Genomic DNA, 20,760 nt, shown 5'->3' on the forward strand with positions numbered 1-20,760 from the left:
TTATCTCCCCAATGCTTTATTTAATTCATAATATCCTTATTATACTATAATATTTACTTAATTTTTGATCGTTTAAAAGACGATTTTATTTTCCAAATACATTGTGTTTGCATCTAAACATAATTTAGTTGGAATTACATCTTGTATAACCTTTTACTAGATGATAAAATTACCATGCAAGCGTTTACAAAGCTCTTAAAGATTGGAGAATCGCGATGGAAAAACAGAGGAATTCATTATTTTGTTGGGTAGGTATTTTGTCTGTTGCTTTGGTGCTTGGAATAACAGGGTTTGCAACAAATTCGACAACTGTTAGTGCCAAATCTAAATCGAGCCAACAGATACCAGTACAGTTTTTAACCGTGAACGACATCCATGGTGGGTTGCAGACGACTGGTAAATTCGTGATGGATCAAAAAACGGTCACCAATGCTGGTGGATTAGCACGGTTAGGCGGCTATCTTGATCAATCCGAGCAGCAATTTAAAAAAGCAAATAAAGGCGGGGTTACGGTTCGTCTCCAGAGTGGTGACATGGTTGGAGCAAGCCCTGCAAACTCCGCCTTGTTGGATGATGGACCAACTTTGGCATCGTTAAAGGCCATGCATATTCAGATCGGCGTGCTTGGCAATCATGAATTTGATCATGGTATTGGTCAATTTTTAGTAGAAACTAAAGGCCAGACGCCGTCAACTGCAAGTCTCAAGAATCAGCAGCAAATTCAAGCAATTAAGGATTATCCATTTGTTAATACTGGCATGAAGATGCTGATTGCCAATGTTTTGGATAAAAACACTAACAAGATACCAACAGGATACAGCCCTTATTATATTAAGAAAGTCACTGATCCTAAGACCAAGCAATCAGTTAAAGTTGGTTATATTGGTATTCTCAATACTAATTTACCAGGGATTGCCAAGAACTATACTTTACTGGATGAAGCAACAACCATTGCGAAATATGATAAGGTTTTACGTCATAAAGGTGTTAAAGCAATTGTTGTTCTCGGACATACAGGTGCCGTGACTCAGAATGGTAAGACAACTGGAGATGCAGTTAACGATATCAAAAAACTTGATAAGATTGATCCGCACAACAGCGTGGATATTTTCTTTGCTGCTCACAGTCACCAGTATGCCAATGGTATTGTAAACGGAGTTCCTGTTGTTCAAGCTGGCTTCCAAGGCAAGGGTTATTCAGATATTACCGGCAAGTTAAATGTAAAGACTAAAGACTTTGACAAGAAGAGTTTGAAGGCGATGGTTAAGCCGGTATATTCACTTGCTGATGATCCAAAAGCAACCTTTAAGAATGACCAATCATTCTACACAATTTCCGATATTATTAATATGGCTAATCAACGAGTGGCACCAATTATCAATACTCCTGTAGGTTCCATTCAGGGCGGGAAAACGATCAGTAATGATTTATCAGCCAATAAGGAATCTGCAGCTGCATATGTCGTGGTTGATGCACAAAGAAACGTTGCAAATAAAGAAGGCCACAAGACTGACATTGCTGTCACCAGTAATGATTCCATCAGAAGTGCAATGGTTGCGGATGGAGCTGGCAAAGTTACATTAGGAACTTTGTATGACATGCAGCCTTATGGGAATAGTCAACCGATTGTTGAAATGACTGGCCAAGATATTGTGGATTTATTGAACGAACAATACACTAAAACGCAGTTGTACTTCTTACAAATTTCTGGTCTGACGTATCATTTTAAGCCCGCAAGTAATGGCAACCAAATTGCTGAAGTGTCTGATGTTCAAGTTGATGGAAAGGATATTGACCTAGGTGGAACATACCGTGTTCTTACCAATGATTATCTTTCAACCGGAGGCGATGGATATTCTGCTTTTACCAAGGGCAAGATTGTTGATAATGCTGGCCAAGATATCGATTTATTAACCAGCTATATGCAAGATAATAGTCCAATTCCAGTTCCACAATTAAATCGCAAAATACAAGGATAAATTAAAGGGGAAATTACAATGAAACTTTCAAAAACATTAGTTGCCATCATAGGTACAGTTGGAATGGCAGGGGTATTTGCATTTTCAATTCCAACACAAAGCATCAACGCATCGGCCAAAGCAACCACCAAAAAGGCTGTTAAAACAAAGCCCGTAACTATTTACCTAACTCGTCACGGTGAGACTACCGGGAATGTTATGGGGAGAGTCCAAGGCTGGAGTGACTTCCCATTAACTGCTAATGGCGTGAAAGTTGCTGATCAGTTGGGCTATGGCTTGAAAGGGATTAAGTTCAAGTATGCATATGCAGGTAATCTCACTCGTCAAGAAGTAACTGCTAAGGAAGCTCTTAAATATTCCGGTAACAAGAATGTTAAAGTCAATATTTCGAAGTTTTTGCGTGAAGGTGGTTACGGAAGCTTCGAAGGTGATAGTATCGCTGCTGACAATGATAAGATTGCCAGTGTTTATGGATACACTTCCGGTGCAGAATTCCAGAAGGCAACCGGATCCAACTATTGGAACCAATTACAAGATGCATATTACACTTTGGATCAAGAAAATTCACAAAATACTAAATTAGTGAGTGGTGATCGTGCAGAAAGTGCGGCAATGGTCCAAACTCGAATGACTAATGAACTGAATACAATTGCAAAACGTACCCTTAAAAATGGTGGCGGCAATGCTTTAGTTGTTAGTTCAGGGATGTCCATCAATGAGTATCTTTCTACAATGGCACCAAATTATACCGGTGCAGCAATCCCTAATGCTGCTGTAACTAAATTGGTATACAAGAATGGTAAGCTCAGTGTTAACGGTCCAATTGCCTCACTTGATTATGTTAATAAGGGTGCGCAACTAATGAAATAATATGTACCCTTAATTAAAGTGCGATTCCCCCGATCAATAGTTATTTATTGATCGGGGGAATTCTTTATCACTATAAATTCAAACTGCGTTTATGAAAGTAAGCCGGTTACTGAGACAATTTTTAAGAGCGGTTAAAATAAGATAAACATCATAAAGAAGACAATGAACTGAACCCCTTGAATTTGTTTTTTCCAATTCAAGGGGTTCAGTTATCTGATCAGTGACGACCTTTTTTTCTTCGTTTGTATTTATTATTAATTATCGAATTTATTGTACCGTCTTAAAATTATTATTTGCTTTATTAATGCGCTGCAGATTTGAATTCATTTGGTTGTTAACTGAATTCAATGTGCTGTCAATATTAGCACCTTCATAAGTTTGCTCCATTGCGGTTTGCTCCAGTTGTCTGGTATATTGCATCCCTTCCATTAACAAACCAGAGTTGGCATTGTTTGGCTTGACCGTTGAAAGTTGTTCAAATGGCACTTTTGCCTCTGGGTACTTGGCATATAGGTCTTTTAAAGTTTTAGTATTTTCGGCGTTTTTGTTGATGGCCATATAACCGGTTGCTTTCTGCCATTTGGCTTGTTCTTCTGGCTTAAGGGCGTATTTGATAAATTCAAATGCACCATTTTGAACGTTTTTTGATTTGTCCTTTCCAATCCAAAGAGAAGCACCGCCAATGCTGACACCATTTCTTTTGACGCCATCTGGATGAGGACAATAAGAAATTCCCAATTTAAGTTTGGGATTGACTGTTAACTGGCTGATGTAGGCAGATGTATTAAAGAAGATTCCGACTTTACCTGACATAAAACCGGCAATTTCGTTTGCTGCAGCATTTGATCCGGAACCATAATTCATGAAATCTTTGGCGTGGATGTTTTCCTGCAGCCACTTAAGATATTTTTGAGAGGTGGGATTGTTCAAATTAATTTTGTCTGGGGCACCAGCATGACCATCTTGATGGTTAACCAATAATTGATGGGCATTGGCCAATGCTTCTTCCATTAGCCAACCATTAATTTCCATGGTCATTCCCTTGACCTGATGATGTGAACGTTGGTACAGCTCTTTAGCAGTCTTAGTGATTTCACTGTAACTTGGTGACTTTGACGGAGTTGGAATATGGTACTTTTTCAGCAGGCTGGCATTATAGTACATAACCGGTTGTGAGATGTTGAAAGGCATTGATAACTGTTTACCGTTGTTTGAGAAGAATGCCTTAGCAGCGGGAGCAATCGGACTCATATCATAGTGTTCTTTGGTAATAAACTTTTGAATAGGTGTTGCATACTGGGTATGCATTATCTGAGCAGTGGAGATATCAAAAGATTGAAATAGTGCTGGTGAGGATTTTGAACCATGAGTTTGAATAATTTTTTGGACGGCTTCATCATAAGATCCCTCATATTGAGGAACAACCTCGTATTTGTTCTGAGAATTGTTAAAATCAGTGACCATTTGATCCAACGCGACTTCTGCAGGTCCACCCATTTCATGCCAAAAAACAATTTTAGTTCGTCCAGATGCGGCTGCGGTTTGCTTATAAGCAGAAGAAACAACTGCGGCTCCGAAACAAAGAAACACAGCTAACCCCAGACTGATCCAGTGATTCCTGATAAACTTCACAATATTACCCAACAAATATACCTCCCTTAGTTAAATACGAATTACGATTATAATTATCGAATATCTTTGTAAATTTGATCGTTAAATCCTGTAAAGATATGGTAAATAAAAAGGTTCTTGAGTTGTCCCCTTGGGTTCAAAAAGCCTAACTCAAACGGCTCAGTTTGGTTTAGCCACAACTGTGAATAAGAGTAATCAATACAATAACCAAGCTAACCAAACATGACATACATCTACCAAAGCGATATAATTATTAAGTTATACTAATGATGCTCTTCTTAGGAGATGTTATTCATGGGGCCAAACATGTCAAATGACGATGGACTGCAATTTTGTCCCAACTGCGGCCAGCGGATCACTGCCGACGATGATTTCTGTCCAAATTGTGGGTACAATTTGCAGGAATACCGTCAAGAGAGTCAAACGCCGGAGCCAAATCAACCGGCTCCTGTCACAAATTCACAAAAGCCGGTAAGCCGGACCAAAAAGAAAGTTCGAACCAAACAGCAAAAACGCCGCAGACGAGAAACCCTGTTGGTTGTCTTTGCGGCTATTTTGGCTATTGGTAGTATTACATATGGCGAGTACTATTATTCCAAAGCCAGCACGTTGAAGCGAGCAGTTACTGCTGTGAAAAATAATCAAAGTGACTTACACGATTACTTTTACACCACCGATCCGAACCTCAAACTGACCAATGCTACTCTTCAGCCACTCACAAAGTACTTCAATCAAAATCCGGACAAACTCTTATCGTTTAAAACCCAATTATCAGGAGTTGGGACCTTTGATAATCAAAAATTCAGCTATCAAAAAGATGGCCAGAAGTTCCTGATCTTCCCGAATTGGAATATTAAAGTAAAGCCAGTTTATGTCACTTTAACCGTCAACAAGAAGAACGCTCAGATTAAAGAGAACACCACAAAAATTGCGGTTTCCAACACCACTCATTTCTCAAAGAAAATTGGTCCGTTGGTACCAGGAAGTTATCAACTCTCAAGTTCGGCCAACCTCAATGGTCACAAGCTGACTAACGCCAATACGTATCATTTAAACAGTAACCGGACCATTCCACTAACCCTCAAGACCGTTTCGTTTAAAGTTAGTGGTCCAGCTGGTACGCATGTAAAGATCAATTCAAAGGATCAAGGAAAAATTGGCAGTAGTGGTGTGATGGCCTTTAAGGATTTCCCTTGGACTCAGGAGATGAAAGTTCAGGGTATCTTCCAGAATGGCAAGACGTCCATTTCATCTGAACCGCATGTTGTTAGCGGATCAAGTGATGATCATGACATATCGTTAGTATTCAAAGGGCAGGTCAGCTACGATGACGCAGACACTCTGTTTACCAACTTATCTGAAGCAATGACCAGTTATAGTCAAAGTGGTGACCTCGACGATGCGACCGATGATGATGGTGATGACATGTCCTCATTCTTCGTTGGCGGGGAGTCCAGCCCATATTTTGGTCAATTCAGACACATGGGAAAGAGCTACTATGAAAATGACAACTTGGACGGGATTGATGTTTCCGCAACCGTTGATTCCATTAAGCTCAGTTCGGAAAATAGCAGTGATGTGACTTACGATATGAAGTACCGGTTTGATACCGGCGGCCATTACCATATTCAAGTATTTCGATATACAGCCAACGTCGTTAAAAATTCCGATGATGATAATCCGGTAGAAATTAAATCGATTTCAACCCAATATCAGAAGATTAGTGATTATGACAAGGCATATTGATGAATATTCAGTAATAATAACGTCTTTACACATAGTAAAAGCCACATTGATTAGTCCAATCAATGTGGCTTTTATTAACGTAATTGTTTAATGTTCACTCGGATGTTGCTGTGCTTGATAATCTTTTTTTGGATGTTGCAGAAATGTAAACACGGTTCCAATGATGAGTACAACTAGAGCTGGCAATGCCATAGCGGCGGTTATGCCAAAAAGTAAACTTCCAATCAGACCAAGAACTGGTCCAACAAGCGAAATACTGTAACGACGTGATTGGACTAGTGCAATCACATTTAATACAACGCCAGCCCATGCCATTCCATAAAAGAATACCGCAGCAGATCCAGTGGAATTCCCACCATTACTTGCATCACTGAATGCGGTCCCAAAGATAACAAACCAGGACACACTGAATAGAATACAATTAATAATATCAAGAATACCGGTCCACATGTTTAATTTAAGTCGCTTCAAACTAACTACCTCCTTCATTTCAGCTTTTTAAGTCATCAGTATTTGGACTGTCATGATTATTTTGGTAAATGGCTAACAGCATAATTTGCCTGCGCTTGTGTAAACTTATCGCCTGCGCTCGATGTTAATTGATCCCTGATGGCAGCAGGTGACATATTCATGTCCTTTTGATATGTCTTAGCAGATTCCAATGCGTTCTTATTCCAGTTAACATCTTTAAGATGAGTGACTGCATAGTAGGCAGCTTTAGTAGAGAACTGGTCCCCTGCTTTTGACCTCAACTGTTCATATATTGCACGTTTCGACAAATTCATACTATTTGCATAGGTTTCAGCAGATTCCAGAGCATTTTTATATGCAATTGGAACTTTTTGAGTAGCTTTTGTACTGCTGGATGATTGGGAAGATTCTGATGACTGTGTGTTTGCAGATTTAGAAGACGTTGTCTTTTCGGTTTTCGTACTTGAATTATTTGATGAGGATGAGTTATCAGAGTTACCCCCAGCAATTCCACTTACTACAAACACAGCGAATACGATGATTAACCAGACCCACCAAATCTTGTACCACGGTTTTGATATTTTTCTATTATCCATATGAAACCCTCCTAATGATGTTTGATCGTCTATAGAATTAAAATACGAAGATTGAAGCGAAATAATTTAAAATAGCTTGAATTTCTATAACACAACCTATTATAACAATAATAGCCATTTATTTATGACATAACAAGTTTACAAACTATATTGTGTAATGAAACGATTTTGTTGGGTGATCGTTTATTCATAAAGTTGGCAATATAAAAAGGCATACTTCCCATGGACAAATTTTGAATATAATCACGGGGGTATGCCTTATTTTTACGTATACTGAATTCTTACGGGGGAATTTCTCCTAAATATTACTCAATTCCCTCAAATTTCTTAGCAAAAGTATCCACTGCCTTAATACCTTCAAAAACATCATCAGCAGTAACCTTGAATCCCATGTTATGAATGGTTTCGCCTTTTTGAGTTGTCAGTTGGGCAACTTTCATGAGATCTTCATCAGAGGCATCTTCAAGGTGTAGATCCTTCAAAGTGGTTGGTAAGCCGAGGTCATGTTCGAACTTGAGGTATTTTTCGAGAGTTGCATCGCTGGCACCTTCAAGAACTAGGTTTAGCAATGTTCCAAATGAAACCTTTTGACCATGTGACATCTTGTGAACGTCACCTGATAAAGCGGTTAACCCATTTTGGAAACTGTGAGCAGCTGCTAAACCGGAACTCTCTGCCCCAACACCGCTTAACAGGGTATTGGCTTCAATGATGTGCTCCAGTGCGGGAGTTACTTGATGGTTCTTGGCAGCCGTAACAGCTTGGTTGCCATACTTAAAGAGGAGCTCCTCGCATTTTTCAGCAAGTGCTAAGCCTGCGGCAGTTTGTTGAGTTTGCAGTGGCAGCAGAGTTGTTTCTCTTGCCCGAGCCACTGTCTGAGCTTCTACATTGGTTGATAACGCGTCTGCCATCCCATCGATCAGGAATTTAACAGGTGCGCCCGCAATGACTGATGAATCAACTAACACTAAGTCAGGGTTCTTGTCATAGAAAATATATTTCAAAAACTCGCCATTTTCAGAATAAATAACACTTAATCGGGTACATGGTGAGTCGTTGGAAGCCAAAGTTGGCACGATTACAACTGGAATCTTCAGTTGGTCGCCAACAGCTTTAGTGGTATCGTTGGTCTTTCCACCACCAAGTGAAATGACAAATTTGGCATTACTAGATTCACCAATCTTCTTAATACGATCTATTTCTTCAGGCGAACTTTCACCATTAAACGTAACGTGTTCAATATCCAAACCGGCGTCGGTCAGTGTTTTATAGAACTTTTCACCAACTAATCCCCAAACAATTTCATCAGTTAATAGTAGGCCATTGTTTCCATAAGGTTTAATGTAATTTGCGGCAGTATCCAATAAATTCTTGCCCTGAACGTATGTTGAAGGGCTAGCAAAAGCTGTTGTCATAATAATTGCCTCCATTCAAAAAAGACCAAACGTTGATGCACATTTTATTGTAAACGCTTTCTTTAAATTCACAAGCAAAGTGACTTGTTAGTATACTGTTCACAAGCCATCTACCCTATTATTTGAGGAAAATAACTCTAAACCCTATTAACATTCAATAACGATAGCGATATAGTTATTAGGTAAGCATTTAGTTATATTTATGCTAACTAACAAATTATAAGTAGAGGAAGTATTATCAATGAAGATTGGAAAACTGTTGGTTATCGCTGCAGCATCTCTGACAATGGGAGTGGCAGCCATGAGTCAACCTAGCTCAACGGATAATAGTTATGCTGCTGTAAAAAGAATCCATGGATATAAGATTATGAAGCCGAAATTCTACTTCAAGTATTCTGTGATTAATCAGGATTCAAAGTTTAATCCGTATAAAGGAGTTACATATGTATCATCCAAGTACGATAAAGTTTATGGTACCGTTAAGAATTATGTGGATACCAGCAAGCCAGGGAAGTACTTCGTTATTTATCATATTAAGGACAAGGCAGGTTACAACTTTAATGTAAAGCACGTAATTACAGTTCGAGCAGTCAATTTAGTTGGAATTTACAATCCGAATTACAATTCAGACGGAACCTATGATGTTTCCAATATTGGCGATAATTTAAACTTAAAGCCAAGATACAATGTGGAAGCAACTATGCCAGGAATTTCTTGGACTAGCTCTAATCCGGAAGTGGCCGATGTTTCATCTGATGGAGTTGTCTCTGCAAAAGCTGATGGGATTGCTGTTATAACCGCGACTTTGGATGGTAAAAGTAGCCAGACACCCGTGATGGTTACAGAAAGTTCTCATTTGAATTTGACCAATTCCGATGACTTCCTGTCGATAAAGTATGATGACTCCTATATTTCATACAAGACGAAAAACGATCTGATTCAATATCCTTATGGTGTTTGGATTACAGATGGTGCCAAGTTTGGCTATTCAGATGGAATTGATGATGGATCGACCAATCCGAATAGGCGTGATGAGATTTCATCTGAAAATGGCGGTATATTTACACCAAACATTGGAACTGATTCAATGTTTCAAGACGGTGATACAATGGTACTCGTCACTAAAGATGAATTTGGCCAGTCACATCAATATGTTGGTCAGTATCAATATATGGAGTAACTTTTGTGTTTTATGATAAATTATCTCGAGTTTAGGATTACTATAAATTAATTAGATTCTCAGACAGATGAACGAAATCAAAACAAAGGACGACCCAATTGCGGATCGTCCTTTGGTGTATTCAACTGCTTATAAAATGGTTTAATCACTAATTCGAAATAAGTCAGGCAAGACTCCTGACGATCCAGACAATGAAGGAATAATTAGGTGCGGTATCTTGAGGTGAATGAAACTTTAAACATTTATTAGATGACACAGCTCACATCGTCGACCCATAAAACCCGCAAAAAAACAAAAGCGTACTAACACCTCGATCACCAATCCAATCACAAACCAAGGACGACTTTGATACCCCAAAATGGGTCCGGAGATTGCAATCAGAAACGGAATGGTCAGAAAGATAGCGATTCCTGACGTAGGAGTAAAAAGGATATTAAATGTTTGATTAAGCTCAAAATTAAATAGGTATACGATTGTCGTGATGATCACAGAGAAAATAATGACCAGTGCAAAATAAAATGTCCATTTATGCCTAATCGGAATATCTTGCAGATCTTTTCGAACTAGCCAGTAGGCTCCAGCGGCGATTAAACCATTGATGATCAAATCGATAGCTAGATAAATGGCAATTTGATATGGTGGGGTTCGAATTTGGGACAATGTGGACTGTGGAAACCAACTGGAAACAACCATGATATCGAACCAGAATAAGAAAATAACACTAAGCAGCCAATTTAACCCAAATACCGCTAACACTTTGATACCACGAGCCATGCCAATCCCTCCAAACAATATAATTAGTCTTTATTATAGCCGCTGAAGCTTTTATATTTTTAAACCAGATTAGCTTTTACCCAAAATTAACTGTTTAATTATCACTCACATGTTCCCACCTCATCACACAAATGTAACGATAACCATAATTCTGAGCGACATGATATCCCCTACAACCACCCACGTGTTACAATTTTAATGAAGCAGCATGTATAAACATGAACAAATAGGAATACTAAAAGACAAATTAATGGGGATGACATCAATTATGAATTCAAAGAACAAATTAAAGGCAACATTATTAGTCGCAGCAGGTGCATTATTGCTCGGCATCACGACTGCTCAACCAAATAATGCCAATGCGGCAGTTACGACTGCGGCAACCAGCAGCAAGACCACAAAGACCAGTACTGCTAAAGTCAGCACCAAACATTACGATGCCCAGATCACGGCACCCAAGTCGATGGCTAGTGGCTACCAAATCTATTCCAACGTTCCCGGCGTCAAGAACACGTCCGGCACGCCAACAACGGTCACCAGCGGCAGCAAGTACAATAACAAATACGTTCGAGTGATGCAGTCACAAAAATCGGGATCGGCTACCTATGCTCAGATCCGATATAACGGCAAAATCTTGGGCTGGATGAATGCCAACGGCTTAACAAAGGTTTCATTTAGAGCCGTTGCCCAAGCAACGATGCAGCAATATGACGCCATTGGCAGTGTGTTGGTCTCACACAACAAGAGTCTCACACCAACGGTTGTCAGCAATGGTTATGCCAATATGCTTCACAGCACGAAAAATGCCAGTGACGGCACGACCGTTTACCCACTAGCATCGCTGCAAAATGGCATGACTGGCGTGATCATTCAAAAATTGATCAATGCCAAGGAATTAACACCAACAACGAAGTTAAGCAGATTTTACCCACAAATCGCTCACAGCAAAAAGATCACCATTCAACAGCTGCTGACGATGACATCCGGCATTAAGGGAACGGTCAAAGAACCATCTGACCAGCTTAAAGAAGACGATGCCTATACAAATGCCATCAAGAGCTTAACTTCAACTGGCAAGACCAGTTTCAAGTACAGCGACATTAATTACGTCTTGCTTGCAGGAATCATTGCCAAGGTGACCGGTAAGACTTATACCCAGAATCTTCAGTCACGGATTTTGAACAAATTGGGAATGAAGAACACTTTCATTGTTAACGATGTTCAACCGACAATTTCAGCAATCAAGGCTGTCAGTTACAATTTGAACGGCAGTTCCGATTATCAAAATTCTCAATCAATTTCTTATCCGGCATTGTCTGGACTTCCTGGTGCCGGCAACGTTTTGACAACGCCAACCGACTACTACAAATTTGTTATTGGCCTGCAGAACAACAAGCTCCTGACACCGAAGAGCTATCAGAAGCTGACCAGTTACAGCAAGAAATATTCTGGCGGGATGTACGTCAACCAGAAGGGTGTTAAATCCAACACCGGCACGTACACTGACACCGGCTACAGCACTGGTTATTATGCTTCAGACGGCAATCAACACGTCACAATTACCTTCTTGAACCAATCACCGCTCAAGAATAATATGACGCCGGCTAAATTTGCTCAAAAGATGAATAACGTCGCAACTTATTATTGATAATTAATGGTTATATACAGCAGCATGCATCCGATCGGATGTGGGCTGTTTTTTTTATTTTGTGAAAAATATTGTTGCTATTTTCAATGAGAAGCCCTTATTTAAAGGCAATTCAAGCGGATATAATTTCAATAACTTGATATATTTTCATGGCCTTTCATAAAATCTTTTCATTTCCTATTGCCATTTCATCAGGATGTCTGTATGATTCAGATGGAAGTAAAAGGAGGTGATATTACGTGACCAAGATTTACGTCCAGCCAGTCAATAAGAGTCAAGATGTTAAGCTCTCCGATGGGCATGAAGGCTATATGCGTGTTGAGCGCGAGCCCCACGGCTATCGGTATGACTTTGAGTTTTCGGCGCATTACCATCACAGCTTTTGGTATGATGGACCGAACTTAAAGAACGGGTTTGAGATCATGGTTCATACGATTGACGGCCCAGAAAAGTTCCAAATTTTAGTCGGCTGATGAATTTATATATAATGACATTTGTGAAAATGTAGTCATATATAAGGGCACCAATGCAGACAGTTTCTAATCAGGTTGATTACCGGTTTCCAAAGGAAGGACTGTCAGATTTATGTTTTTATTGAAGATTGTGGCAATATATGCATTTAGCATTTTGGTTGCTGTTTCGATTAACGCGTTATTATACGTGGAATGTTTCCGGAAGTCTAAGTCAAAAGACAGTGTGTATCCTAGCTCACTTCATGATATCTTCTATCGCCGGGAATAGTGATTGCTTTAACTCCTAGTTGTTTCAAGTAATAAACCGTCCGACAAGTGAAAGCTTGCTGGACGGTTTATTTTTATTCTTTATTCAAAAGGGTTTGCTGCTTTTTTCGTTTGATGTCATGAATGATCTTCAATGCCCGTTTGCGGGTCTTGATGTTGGGGCTCTTCATTCTTCTGCGTGCTGAAGCTAAATCTTGTTTTTCCATTCTATCTCTCTCCTTTGATGACATTTATCGTTAGGCCGTTTCTGGTGTGAAATTCTTTAGCCAGTGGGTCGAACTAACTTATCGATACTAAATGGTAACCATTACGATTTAAGATTATGAACTTTCACGGGGCCTTTTGTCAAGAAAATTTTGAAGGAGTAACCTTTGAGAGGAAAATTTGGCTAGCAAAAAAGCCGGTAGTATTGTGTGCTATCGGCTAGATGATCGATTATTTGTTGATTAGTTCAGCATTAATGATTACCATTCAATTTGTTCAACTGGTTCTGGTGACTTATTCATCTCATCATTTTTGACCTGACCATCACCAATTTCAATAATATGATCTGCCATTGGCTTAATCATGCCGTTATGGGTGACGATGATGACGTTCTTGTTGGTCTTGTGGCTGAAATCCTGGAGTAGCTTCAAGATGCTTTTACCAGTCTTATAATCCAAAGCGCCGGTTGGTTCGTCACACAGTAATAGATCCGGATTCTTGGCAATTGCCCTAGCAATGGCAACTCGTTGCTGCTCACCACCGGATAATTGAGCGGGGAAGTTGTTGATCCGTTTTGCCAAGCCAACATCTTTCATGACTTCAGGCACATCAAGTGAATCTGGTGAAATTTGGGATGCCAGTTCAACGTTTTCCAAGGCCGTTAAGTTTGGAATCAAGTTATAAAACTGAAAGACAAAGCCCACGGAGAGTCGGCGATAAGTTGTTAATTGTTTGGGTGAGTCGTTGGCAATATTTTTGCCATTGATGATGACGTCACCCTTTGTTGGGGTGTCCATGCCGCCTAAGATGTTAAGCAGCGTTGACTTGCCTGCCCCGGAAGCGCCTACGATAATGGTGAGTTCGCCTTTTTTTATTTCAAAATTGATATCGTCATTGGCGCGGACTTCCTGTTCACCGCTACCGTAGATTTTGGAAACGTGTTTGACGTCGATGTATGCCATGATGTGCCTCCCGAATTGTTGTCCTTACGATTATGATACTTGTGGAAACCAGGGAAAGCAAACCAAGTTTTCGAATGACTCCAAAGAAAAGACTTCCGATTGAGGAAGCCTTTTAGTTATTTTTTAAGTTTAGCAATGACTTCTTTAAGTGACTCTTCAAACGTTGGCAGTGGGTGACCCAATGCTTGCGGCAAATCATTGGAAGTTTCCGCCAGATCACCGTCTCGAATCAGCTTTTGCATGCTGACAATTCCGGCAGCTGCTTGTGGATTGTAGCCAATGGCCACTAATCGTTTCCGGTATTCATCGTCTGACAAGGACATCACTTCAAAGTCGTTATCGGTGAGCACTTTCAGGGCTCTTGCCAGGTCATCATAGCTGTGTTGCGGACCTGAGAATTCATAAACCGTTTTCGGTTCAGTACTCATTAAGACTTTGGCAGCGGCTTCGGCATATTCACGTTCAAGCGCCCAGCCAACCCGGCCATCTCCGGCGGAATAGACAAACGGCTTATTATTGATTGCAGCTGGAATTTGCATCCGTTCATTTTCCAAATACCAATTGTTTCGCAGAAATGAGTAACCGATTCCGGATTCACGGATGGCTTGTTCAGTATTCTTGTGATCGACTGCTAATGGGGATTTTGCTTTGTCGGCGTGAGGAAAACTGGTGTAGGCGATGAAGCGGACGCCGGCTTTCTTGGCTGCGTTAATGACGTTTTTATGTTGCTGGATTCGGCTGACAGCTTGACCCGGGATGGATGAAATGAGAAGTAATTTATCAACTCCCTGCAAGGATTTCTCAAGGACTTCTTCCGAATCATAAGAACCTGGGCGAGCTTCAATCCCTGGTAAGAGCTTTTCAGCTTTTTCCGTGTTTCGGGCAAGGGCAATGATATCTGCGTTATCAACATTTTCAGCAAGTACTTTGACAACCGTTTGGCCAAATTTTCCAGTGGCACCGGTAACTGCGTATTTCATTGTAATGAGCCTCCTTCAAAGACTAATTAGCAAGTTAAATTCTTCTGCTGAATTGATATTACCAGTCGATGAAGGGGCTTACAAGAAATTATACTTCTTAGTTTTCCGGATGATTTGGAATTTGGCGATGTAAACAATCGAGACATCTACTATACTGAAATAAGACCGTTAAATTAAGAAAAGTGCAATTATTAAGTTCAATATAATCGAGCAGTATGTAAGAGGGGTGTTTTTAATTAACAAGACAGTTATCAAAAATGGACTACAAATTATTCTGGGGTCATTCATTTATGCCATTGCGATTAATGATTTTTTAATTCCACATCAGATTGGTGAAGGTGGGGTAACGGGGTTGACCACCATTGGTTATTATGCGCTCAATATTCCGCCGGCCGTTACTAACTTTGTGTTAAACGGAATCCTGATGCTGATTGGTTTCCGATTTTTAAGTAAGAAGACGGTTTGGTATTCTTTGTGGGCCATTGTGTGGATTTCTGCCTTTTTAAAATTACCAAGGTTACTGAACTATCACACAACCCAGACAATTATTCCGGCAATCGCCGGCGGGGTTCTCATGGGCATTTCAATGTGGATAATCTTTCGTGGTGAAGGGACGATTGCCGGCAGTACCATTCTGGCTAAGATCATGAACCGGTATTTCGGTATGAAGAACGGCTCGGCAATGCTGATGTTTGATCTGTGCGTCGCAATTCCATCAGTTTTCATTATTGGTTTTCAAAATATGATCTTAACCGTGATTGAATTGTACGTTTCTGCGGTGGTTTTGAATAGTCTGCTATCGCGTTTTGGTGCGCGAAAATCGGTAACCATTATTTCCAATCGAACCGAAGAAATTACCTCTGAGTTGTCAGAAGTGCTCCATCAGGGGATCACGTTGATTAGCGCGAAAGGCTATTATCATCAGGAAAAGATGCCGATGATTTATGCGATTTGTACCGATAAGCAGGTTGCTCAAATTGTTCCGTTGGTTTCCAGTGTGGATCCGGATGCGTTTGTGGTGGTTGAGAACGTTCATAGCGTTAAGGGTGAAGCATTGGAGAAGATATTGTAGTGGATTTTTTCGTGTTGTCAAACGCTTCCAATTCCGTTACACTATGGTGTGTTAAGCTATATACGACTAATCAACTAATTTTCGTGGTGGGGGATTATTGATTAATAATCATAAAACTAGGCAGGACCAGTGAACAGCTGATCTATTTTGTTTTGCAATTTTATAAGGGGGAAAATTATGGACGCACAAGTAGAAAAGCGCAAGAAGCATTTTAAGCTAAAAATGCCCGGCGCCTTTGTCCTTCTGTTCATTTTGACAATTGTTGCCGTAGCAGCGACATGGATGGTTCCTGCAGGTAGTTATTCTAAATTATCGTATTCGCACTCATCTCTGCAGGTTACCAATCCTCATGGTAAAGTTACAACGGTTCCAAGTACTCAAAAGGAACTTGATAAATTAGGTGTCAAAATTGACATCAAGCAATTTACATCCGGCGGGATCACCGCGCCGGTATCGATTCCAAACACTTATCAACGACTCAAACAGCGGCCTGCCAGTATCGCAGCCGTTCCAACCAGTATGGTTAAAGGAACGATTGAAGCGGTCGACATCATGGTATTTATCCTGGTGCTTGGTGGTCTAATCGGTGTTGTTAAGGCCAGCGGGGCGTTTGAATCCGGCTTGCTGGCTTTGACCAAGAAGACCAAGGGACATGAGTTCCTATTGATATTCTTCGTTGCAGTTTTGATGGTTCTCGGTGGAACTTTATGTGGAATTGAAGAAGAGGCCGTGGCCTTCTATCCAATTCTGGTGCCAATCTTTATTGCCATGGGGTACGATTCGATCGTCTCTGTCGGCGCAATATTCCTCGCGAGTTCGATCGGGACGTGTTTCTCGACCATCAACCCGTTTTCCGTGGTTATTGCGTCTAACGCAGCCGGAATCGACTTTACGCAAGGGCTCACTGAACGGATCATCGGCTGTATCATTGCGGCCGGCTTCGTGATCATTTATCTGCATTGGTACAGTAAAAAGGTCAAAGCAGATCCTAAATTTTCGTACTCCTATGATGACCGTGATGAATTCAATGCCATGTGGGAAATTGCCCCAACCGGTGAGGATGGCAAATCTAAATTTACCGCACGTAAAAAATTGATTCTGATATTATTCGTTATTACTTTTCCACTGATGGTCTGGGGCGTTATGTCTCAAGGCTGGTGGTTCCCAACCATGGCTGCATCGTTCCTGTCATTTGCGATTATCATCATGTTCCTGACAGCTACCGGAAAGAATGGTTTGGGTGAAACAGGCGTTGTCGATGCCTTCGTCAAAGGGGCTTCCAGCTTGGTCGGTGTTTCACTGATCATTGGATTGGCTCGGGGCATTAACCTGGTATTGAACAATGGGAAGATTTCCGACACCATGCTGGAATATTCTTCGACCCTGGTTTCTCACATGAATGGGCCAATGTTCATTATCGTGATGCTGCTGATCTTCTTCCTGTTAGGCTTTATCGTTCCTTCATCATCAGGCTTGGCCGTTCTTTCAATGCCAATTCTGGCGCCATTGGCTGATACGGTTCATATCCCAAGATATGTCGTTGTAACGGCTTATCAATTTGGCCAGTACGCAATGCTGTTCCTGGCACCAACCGGATTGGTAATGGCAACTCTGCAGATGCTGAATATGAAGTATTCACACTGGGTTCGGTTTGTATGGCCGGTCGTTGTGTTTGTCCTCGTGTTTGGTGGGGCACTGTTGGTTACTGAAGTTTTGATTAATTAAAATTTGTGAAAATTCAAAAAATGATGCTGACAATTGATGTCGGCATCATTTTTTTACTTATACCACAGTGTTGGCCTGTGCCTCTTGATTGTTTTCAATGGCTAGCGTTTCTCTATACTCCTCTGCATCTGGATTCTCATGGAAATCAACCGTTACATCTTGATATTTTTTGAGTTCTTCTTCAATCTCTTTGATTGATATTTTGAAATACTCTTTACGATTATTGACTTTGTTTACTCTTTTATTTGCAAACCGTTCATGTAACTTGGTTTCCAGAGCATATGCATCTTGACTGAAAATCAAAGCATGTACGTCAAATTTAAATGGAACGGATGCACTACTTAGTTCACTAATCCGATCCAAAGGTTCAAGACGTCTAGTTACTCCAATTTTTACAATACCTTTTCCAAAGGATCCAATGTTGGAAATAATGTACACATATCCGGCAGTGGCATTTGCTTCACGATAGTCGATATCACCCTTTTTATCATGTAGCGAGTCTAGTTCATTTCGTAATTTTTCGATTTCGAATTTTAGCCCATCTTTGTCACTCGCTTCAAGCTCCATTCGTTTTTGTAATTCCTCGATAGCTTGGTCGTAGTGCTGGATTTCCTTATCCACCTTTTTTCGCTCTTGTTTGATTTCTTGCTGGAGCCTTTTATCTTCACGTTCTTTTTCACGTTGTTCTCGTAATAAATCCTTTTCTTCCTGTTTCTTTTGGGCATAACTAAATGCCAAGTCTAATTCGTCATATTTTAATTGCAGGTAATTTGGTAGCATTTGAACATCTACGACTTCGTACATTTTATTGTGCTGAATAAACGATTTTTCAATTCGAGTAACGATGCGTTCATAATTAGAATAGGTTACCTTCTTAATTGCATCTGTACACTCATTGTTGAAACTTCTAAAAATGGCTTTAATATTATTACGTGTCATTTTTTTGCCTTCGGAAAGCTTTCCGTTAATGGTCCACTGAGGGTTAAATTGAACTGCCGAACGGCTTTTAATCAATTGCTTTTGTTGATCGCGTATTTCAGCGAGCTTTTCTTTATAACCTGATGACGTAGCGAATTCATAGTGTGGACTATAAAGACCATAACCACTCATTTCTTTACTTACCTCAAGATCCCCAACTTCTGCTTTGAGATCTTCGATCGTTTTTTCCTTTAGAGTTACTTCTGTTTCTAATTGAGATAATTTTGGTGTTAATTGTTCAATTTTATTTGACTTATCTTCGATTATTTTTTCCAACTCAACAGGCTTCATTTGTTGAACCGATAACTTTATGTCAGCTTCCTTCTGTAAATGCTTATTTTGTTCTGTAAGCTTAGCGTTACTATTCCTCAGTTCTTGAATAGTATTTTTAAATTGGTTTACCTTAAAAAAATCTGATATTCCCATAATTTAGTCCCCTCAATTTGATTCAAACTGTAATTATTATAAGTGTATCAACATACGTGATTGTGTTCCACAACTAATTTTCACAATAGTGCAAAGTGATATATTATATTAAGTAAGCCCTTACAAAGCTACCTTTAACCGACTATACTACAAGTACAGTAAACTTTACACCGAATAGGAGGTAATATTATGAAAATACAAACTGCTGTTGCTCAAGAACAAGGCGCTCAACTAACCATTGAACCTGTTGAACTCGATTCACCGAAAGCTAATGAAGTCTTGGTTGAAATTAAGGCATCTGGTATCTGTCATACTGATGCCGCAGGAAGAGACTTTGCCACAACACCATATCCAGTTGCGTTAGGTCATGAAGGCGCCGGTATCGTTAAAGAAGTTGGTAGTAGTGTTACCAGTGTCAAACCTGGAGATCATGTTGTTCTTTCATTCTCATATTGTGGTCATTGTGAGAATTGTTTGACGGGTCATCCTGCGAACTGTGTTCACTTGAATGAGCTAAATTTTGGTGGTCGTCATTTCGACGGTACCCATCGGATCCACGATGAAAATGGGAAAGATATTTCAACATTTTTTGGACAATCTTCATTTTCAACATATTCAGTGGTCGATGAACACGGTGTGACCAAAGTTCCCACTGACGTTGATATTAACCTGTTAGGGCCGCTTGGATGTGGCTTTCAAACAGGTGCTGGTACTGTACTGAATTATCTCAAACCCGAGTTTGGCAGTTCAATTGTTATTTTTGGAACTGGTGCTGTTGGTTTATCGGCAATGATGGCTGCTAAAATTATTGGCATGGATCACATTATTGCTGTAGATATTCATGATAATCGATTGGAATTGGCCAAAAAGTTAGGGGCCACAGAAATTATCAACAGTAAAAATCATAATCCTGAAGAAATTATTAAGGGATTAGTTAAGTCGGGAGTTGAATATAGCATCGATACAACGGGTGTGCCTGGTGTCATTAAACAGGCTGTTCATGTACTAAAGCCTTCTGGAACATGTGCATTATTAGGGATGGCCGGAGATGTTACGTTTAATATTCAAGAAGAGGTTATGGGTGAGTCCAAAAAGGTAGTTGGTGTTATTGAAGGGGATGCAATTCCACAACTCTTTATCCCTAAGTTAGTTAAATACTTTAAAAAGGGATTATTTCCAATTGATCGACTTGTAAAGTACTATAACTATAATGATATTAATCAGGCATTCAAAGATTCTGCAGATGGCAGTGTTATTAAACCAATTGTAAAAATTAATCAATAAATGAAAAGTAGGGACACTTTATAATTGCTAATGACTTTGAGTCAAAACAATATTTTAGCGTTCCTACTTTTTTATTTC

18 protein-coding genes are annotated in these 20,760 nt (G+C 40.0%); 9 read left to right on the plus strand and 9 right to left on the minus strand.

Annotated elements, in window-relative coordinates:
• Positions 1–215: 215 nt before the first annotated feature.
• Positions 216–1,979: a bifunctional metallophosphatase/5'-nucleotidase gene (locus tag LKE01_RS08500; protein ID WP_056982867.1), complete on the plus strand. Its 1,764-nt coding sequence runs from the start codon at positions 216–218 to the stop codon at positions 1,977–1,979.
• 18 nt (positions 1,980–1,997) lie between these two features.
• Entirely contained in the window at positions 1,998–2,849 is an 852-nt protein-coding gene (locus tag LKE01_RS08505; RefSeq protein ID WP_056982865.1) for a histidine phosphatase family protein, read from the plus strand.
• Positions 2,850–3,116: 267 nt separating this feature from the next.
• On the opposite strand, the gene LKE01_RS08510 is transcribed toward LKE01_RS08505, so the two are convergent.
• On the minus strand, positions 3,117–4,493 hold the full coding sequence (locus LKE01_RS08510) for an ABC transporter substrate-binding protein (protein WP_371861720.1): 1,377 nt from the start codon (positions 4,491–4,493) through the stop codon (positions 3,117–3,119).
• Positions 4,494–4,775: 282 nt separating this feature from the next.
• On the opposite strand from LKE01_RS08510, the gene LKE01_RS08515 reads away from it, so the two are divergent.
• Positions 4,776–6,227: a zinc ribbon domain-containing protein gene (locus LKE01_RS08515; protein WP_056982861.1), complete on the plus strand. Its 1,452-nt coding sequence runs from the start codon at positions 4,776–4,778 to the stop codon at positions 6,225–6,227.
• Positions 6,228–6,314: 87 nt separating this feature from the next.
• Here the strand turns inward: LKE01_RS08515 and LKE01_RS08520 are convergent, their stop codons facing one another.
• From LKE01_RS08520 to LKE01_RS08530, 3 genes are all read right to left on the minus strand, one after another.
• Positions 6,315–6,698 (minus strand): hypothetical protein, encoded by a 384-nt coding sequence (locus LKE01_RS08520; RefSeq protein ID WP_056982857.1) that lies wholly within the window; start codon positions 6,696–6,698, stop codon positions 6,315–6,317.
• Between the two features lie 56 nt (positions 6,699–6,754).
• A complete protein-coding gene (locus LKE01_RS08525) occupies positions 6,755–7,294 on the minus strand; it encodes an Ltp family lipoprotein (protein WP_056982854.1) in 540 nt (179 codons plus the stop codon).
• Positions 7,295–7,599: 305 nt separating this feature from the next.
• Complete coding sequence (locus LKE01_RS08530) at positions 7,600–8,709, minus strand: glycerol dehydrogenase (RefSeq protein WP_054769378.1); 1,110 nt, start codon at positions 8,707–8,709, stop codon at positions 7,600–7,602.
• Positions 8,710–8,950: 241 nt separating this feature from the next.
• Here LKE01_RS08530 and LKE01_RS08535 point away from each other — a divergent pair, with 241 nt between their 5' ends.
• Entirely contained in the window at positions 8,951–9,889 is a 939-nt protein-coding gene (locus LKE01_RS08535; RefSeq protein WP_054769377.1) for an Ig-like domain-containing protein, read from the plus strand.
• A 234-nt stretch (positions 9,890–10,123) separates the two neighbouring features.
• Here LKE01_RS08535 and LKE01_RS08540 read toward each other — a convergent pair whose 3' ends face one another.
• Positions 10,124–10,663, minus strand: a complete 540-nt coding sequence (locus tag LKE01_RS08540; protein WP_056982852.1) for a hypothetical protein — start codon at positions 10,661–10,663, stop codon at positions 10,124–10,126.
• A gap of 268 nt (positions 10,664–10,931) precedes the next feature.
• On the opposite strand from LKE01_RS08540, the gene LKE01_RS08545 reads away from it, so the two are divergent.
• Positions 10,932–12,311, plus strand: a complete 1,380-nt coding sequence (locus LKE01_RS08545) for a serine hydrolase domain-containing protein (RefSeq protein ID WP_054769375.1) — start codon at positions 10,932–10,934, stop codon at positions 12,309–12,311.
• Between the two features lie 239 nt (positions 12,312–12,550).
• Positions 12,551–12,784 carry a hypothetical protein gene (locus LKE01_RS08550; protein ID WP_054769374.1) on the plus strand — a complete coding sequence of 78 codons (234 nt, stop codon included), beginning with the start codon at positions 12,551–12,553 and terminating at the stop codon, positions 12,782–12,784.
• 341 nt (positions 12,785–13,125) lie between these two features.
• Here LKE01_RS08550 and LKE01_RS08555 read toward each other — a convergent pair whose 3' ends face one another.
• The 3 genes from LKE01_RS08555 to LKE01_RS08565 form a co-directional block, all read right to left on the minus strand.
• Positions 13,126–13,257, minus strand: a complete 132-nt coding sequence (locus tag LKE01_RS08555; protein ID WP_095344949.1) for a putative metal homeostasis protein — start codon at positions 13,255–13,257, stop codon at positions 13,126–13,128.
• A gap of 258 nt (positions 13,258–13,515) precedes the next feature.
• Positions 13,516–14,217, minus strand: a complete 702-nt coding sequence (locus tag LKE01_RS08560; protein ID WP_056982850.1) for an ABC transporter ATP-binding protein — start codon at positions 14,215–14,217, stop codon at positions 13,516–13,518.
• A 116-nt stretch (positions 14,218–14,333) separates the two neighbouring features.
• A complete protein-coding gene (locus LKE01_RS08565) occupies positions 14,334–15,197 on the minus strand; it encodes an SDR family oxidoreductase (RefSeq protein WP_054769373.1) in 864 nt (287 codons plus the stop codon).
• Between the two features lie 235 nt (positions 15,198–15,432).
• Here LKE01_RS08565 and LKE01_RS08570 point away from each other — a divergent pair, with 235 nt between their 5' ends.
• Complete coding sequence (locus LKE01_RS08570; RefSeq protein WP_169790313.1) at positions 15,433–16,269, plus strand: YitT family protein; 837 nt, start codon at positions 15,433–15,435, stop codon at positions 16,267–16,269.
• Between the two features lie 177 nt (positions 16,270–16,446).
• Positions 16,447–17,994, plus strand: coding sequence for a YfcC family protein (locus tag LKE01_RS08575; RefSeq protein ID WP_054769372.1), 1,548 nt, complete (start codon positions 16,447–16,449; stop codon positions 17,992–17,994).
• Positions 17,995–18,051: 57 nt separating this feature from the next.
• On the opposite strand, the gene LKE01_RS08580 is transcribed toward LKE01_RS08575, so the two are convergent.
• Complete coding sequence (locus tag LKE01_RS08580; RefSeq protein WP_056982846.1) at positions 18,052–19,398, minus strand: SNIPE associated domain-containing protein; 1,347 nt, start codon at positions 19,396–19,398, stop codon at positions 18,052–18,054.
• A gap of 189 nt (positions 19,399–19,587) precedes the next feature.
• On the opposite strand from LKE01_RS08580, the gene LKE01_RS08585 reads away from it, so the two are divergent.
• Entirely contained in the window at positions 19,588–20,682 is a 1,095-nt protein-coding gene (locus tag LKE01_RS08585; protein ID WP_056982842.1) for an NAD(P)-dependent alcohol dehydrogenase, read from the plus strand.
• Positions 20,683–20,760 lie beyond the last annotated feature (78 nt).

It is taken from the genome of Lentilactobacillus kefiri (assembly GCF_007989105.1).
GTDB classification, from domain to species: domain Bacteria; phylum Bacillota; class Bacilli; order Lactobacillales; family Lactobacillaceae; genus Lentilactobacillus; species Lentilactobacillus kefiri.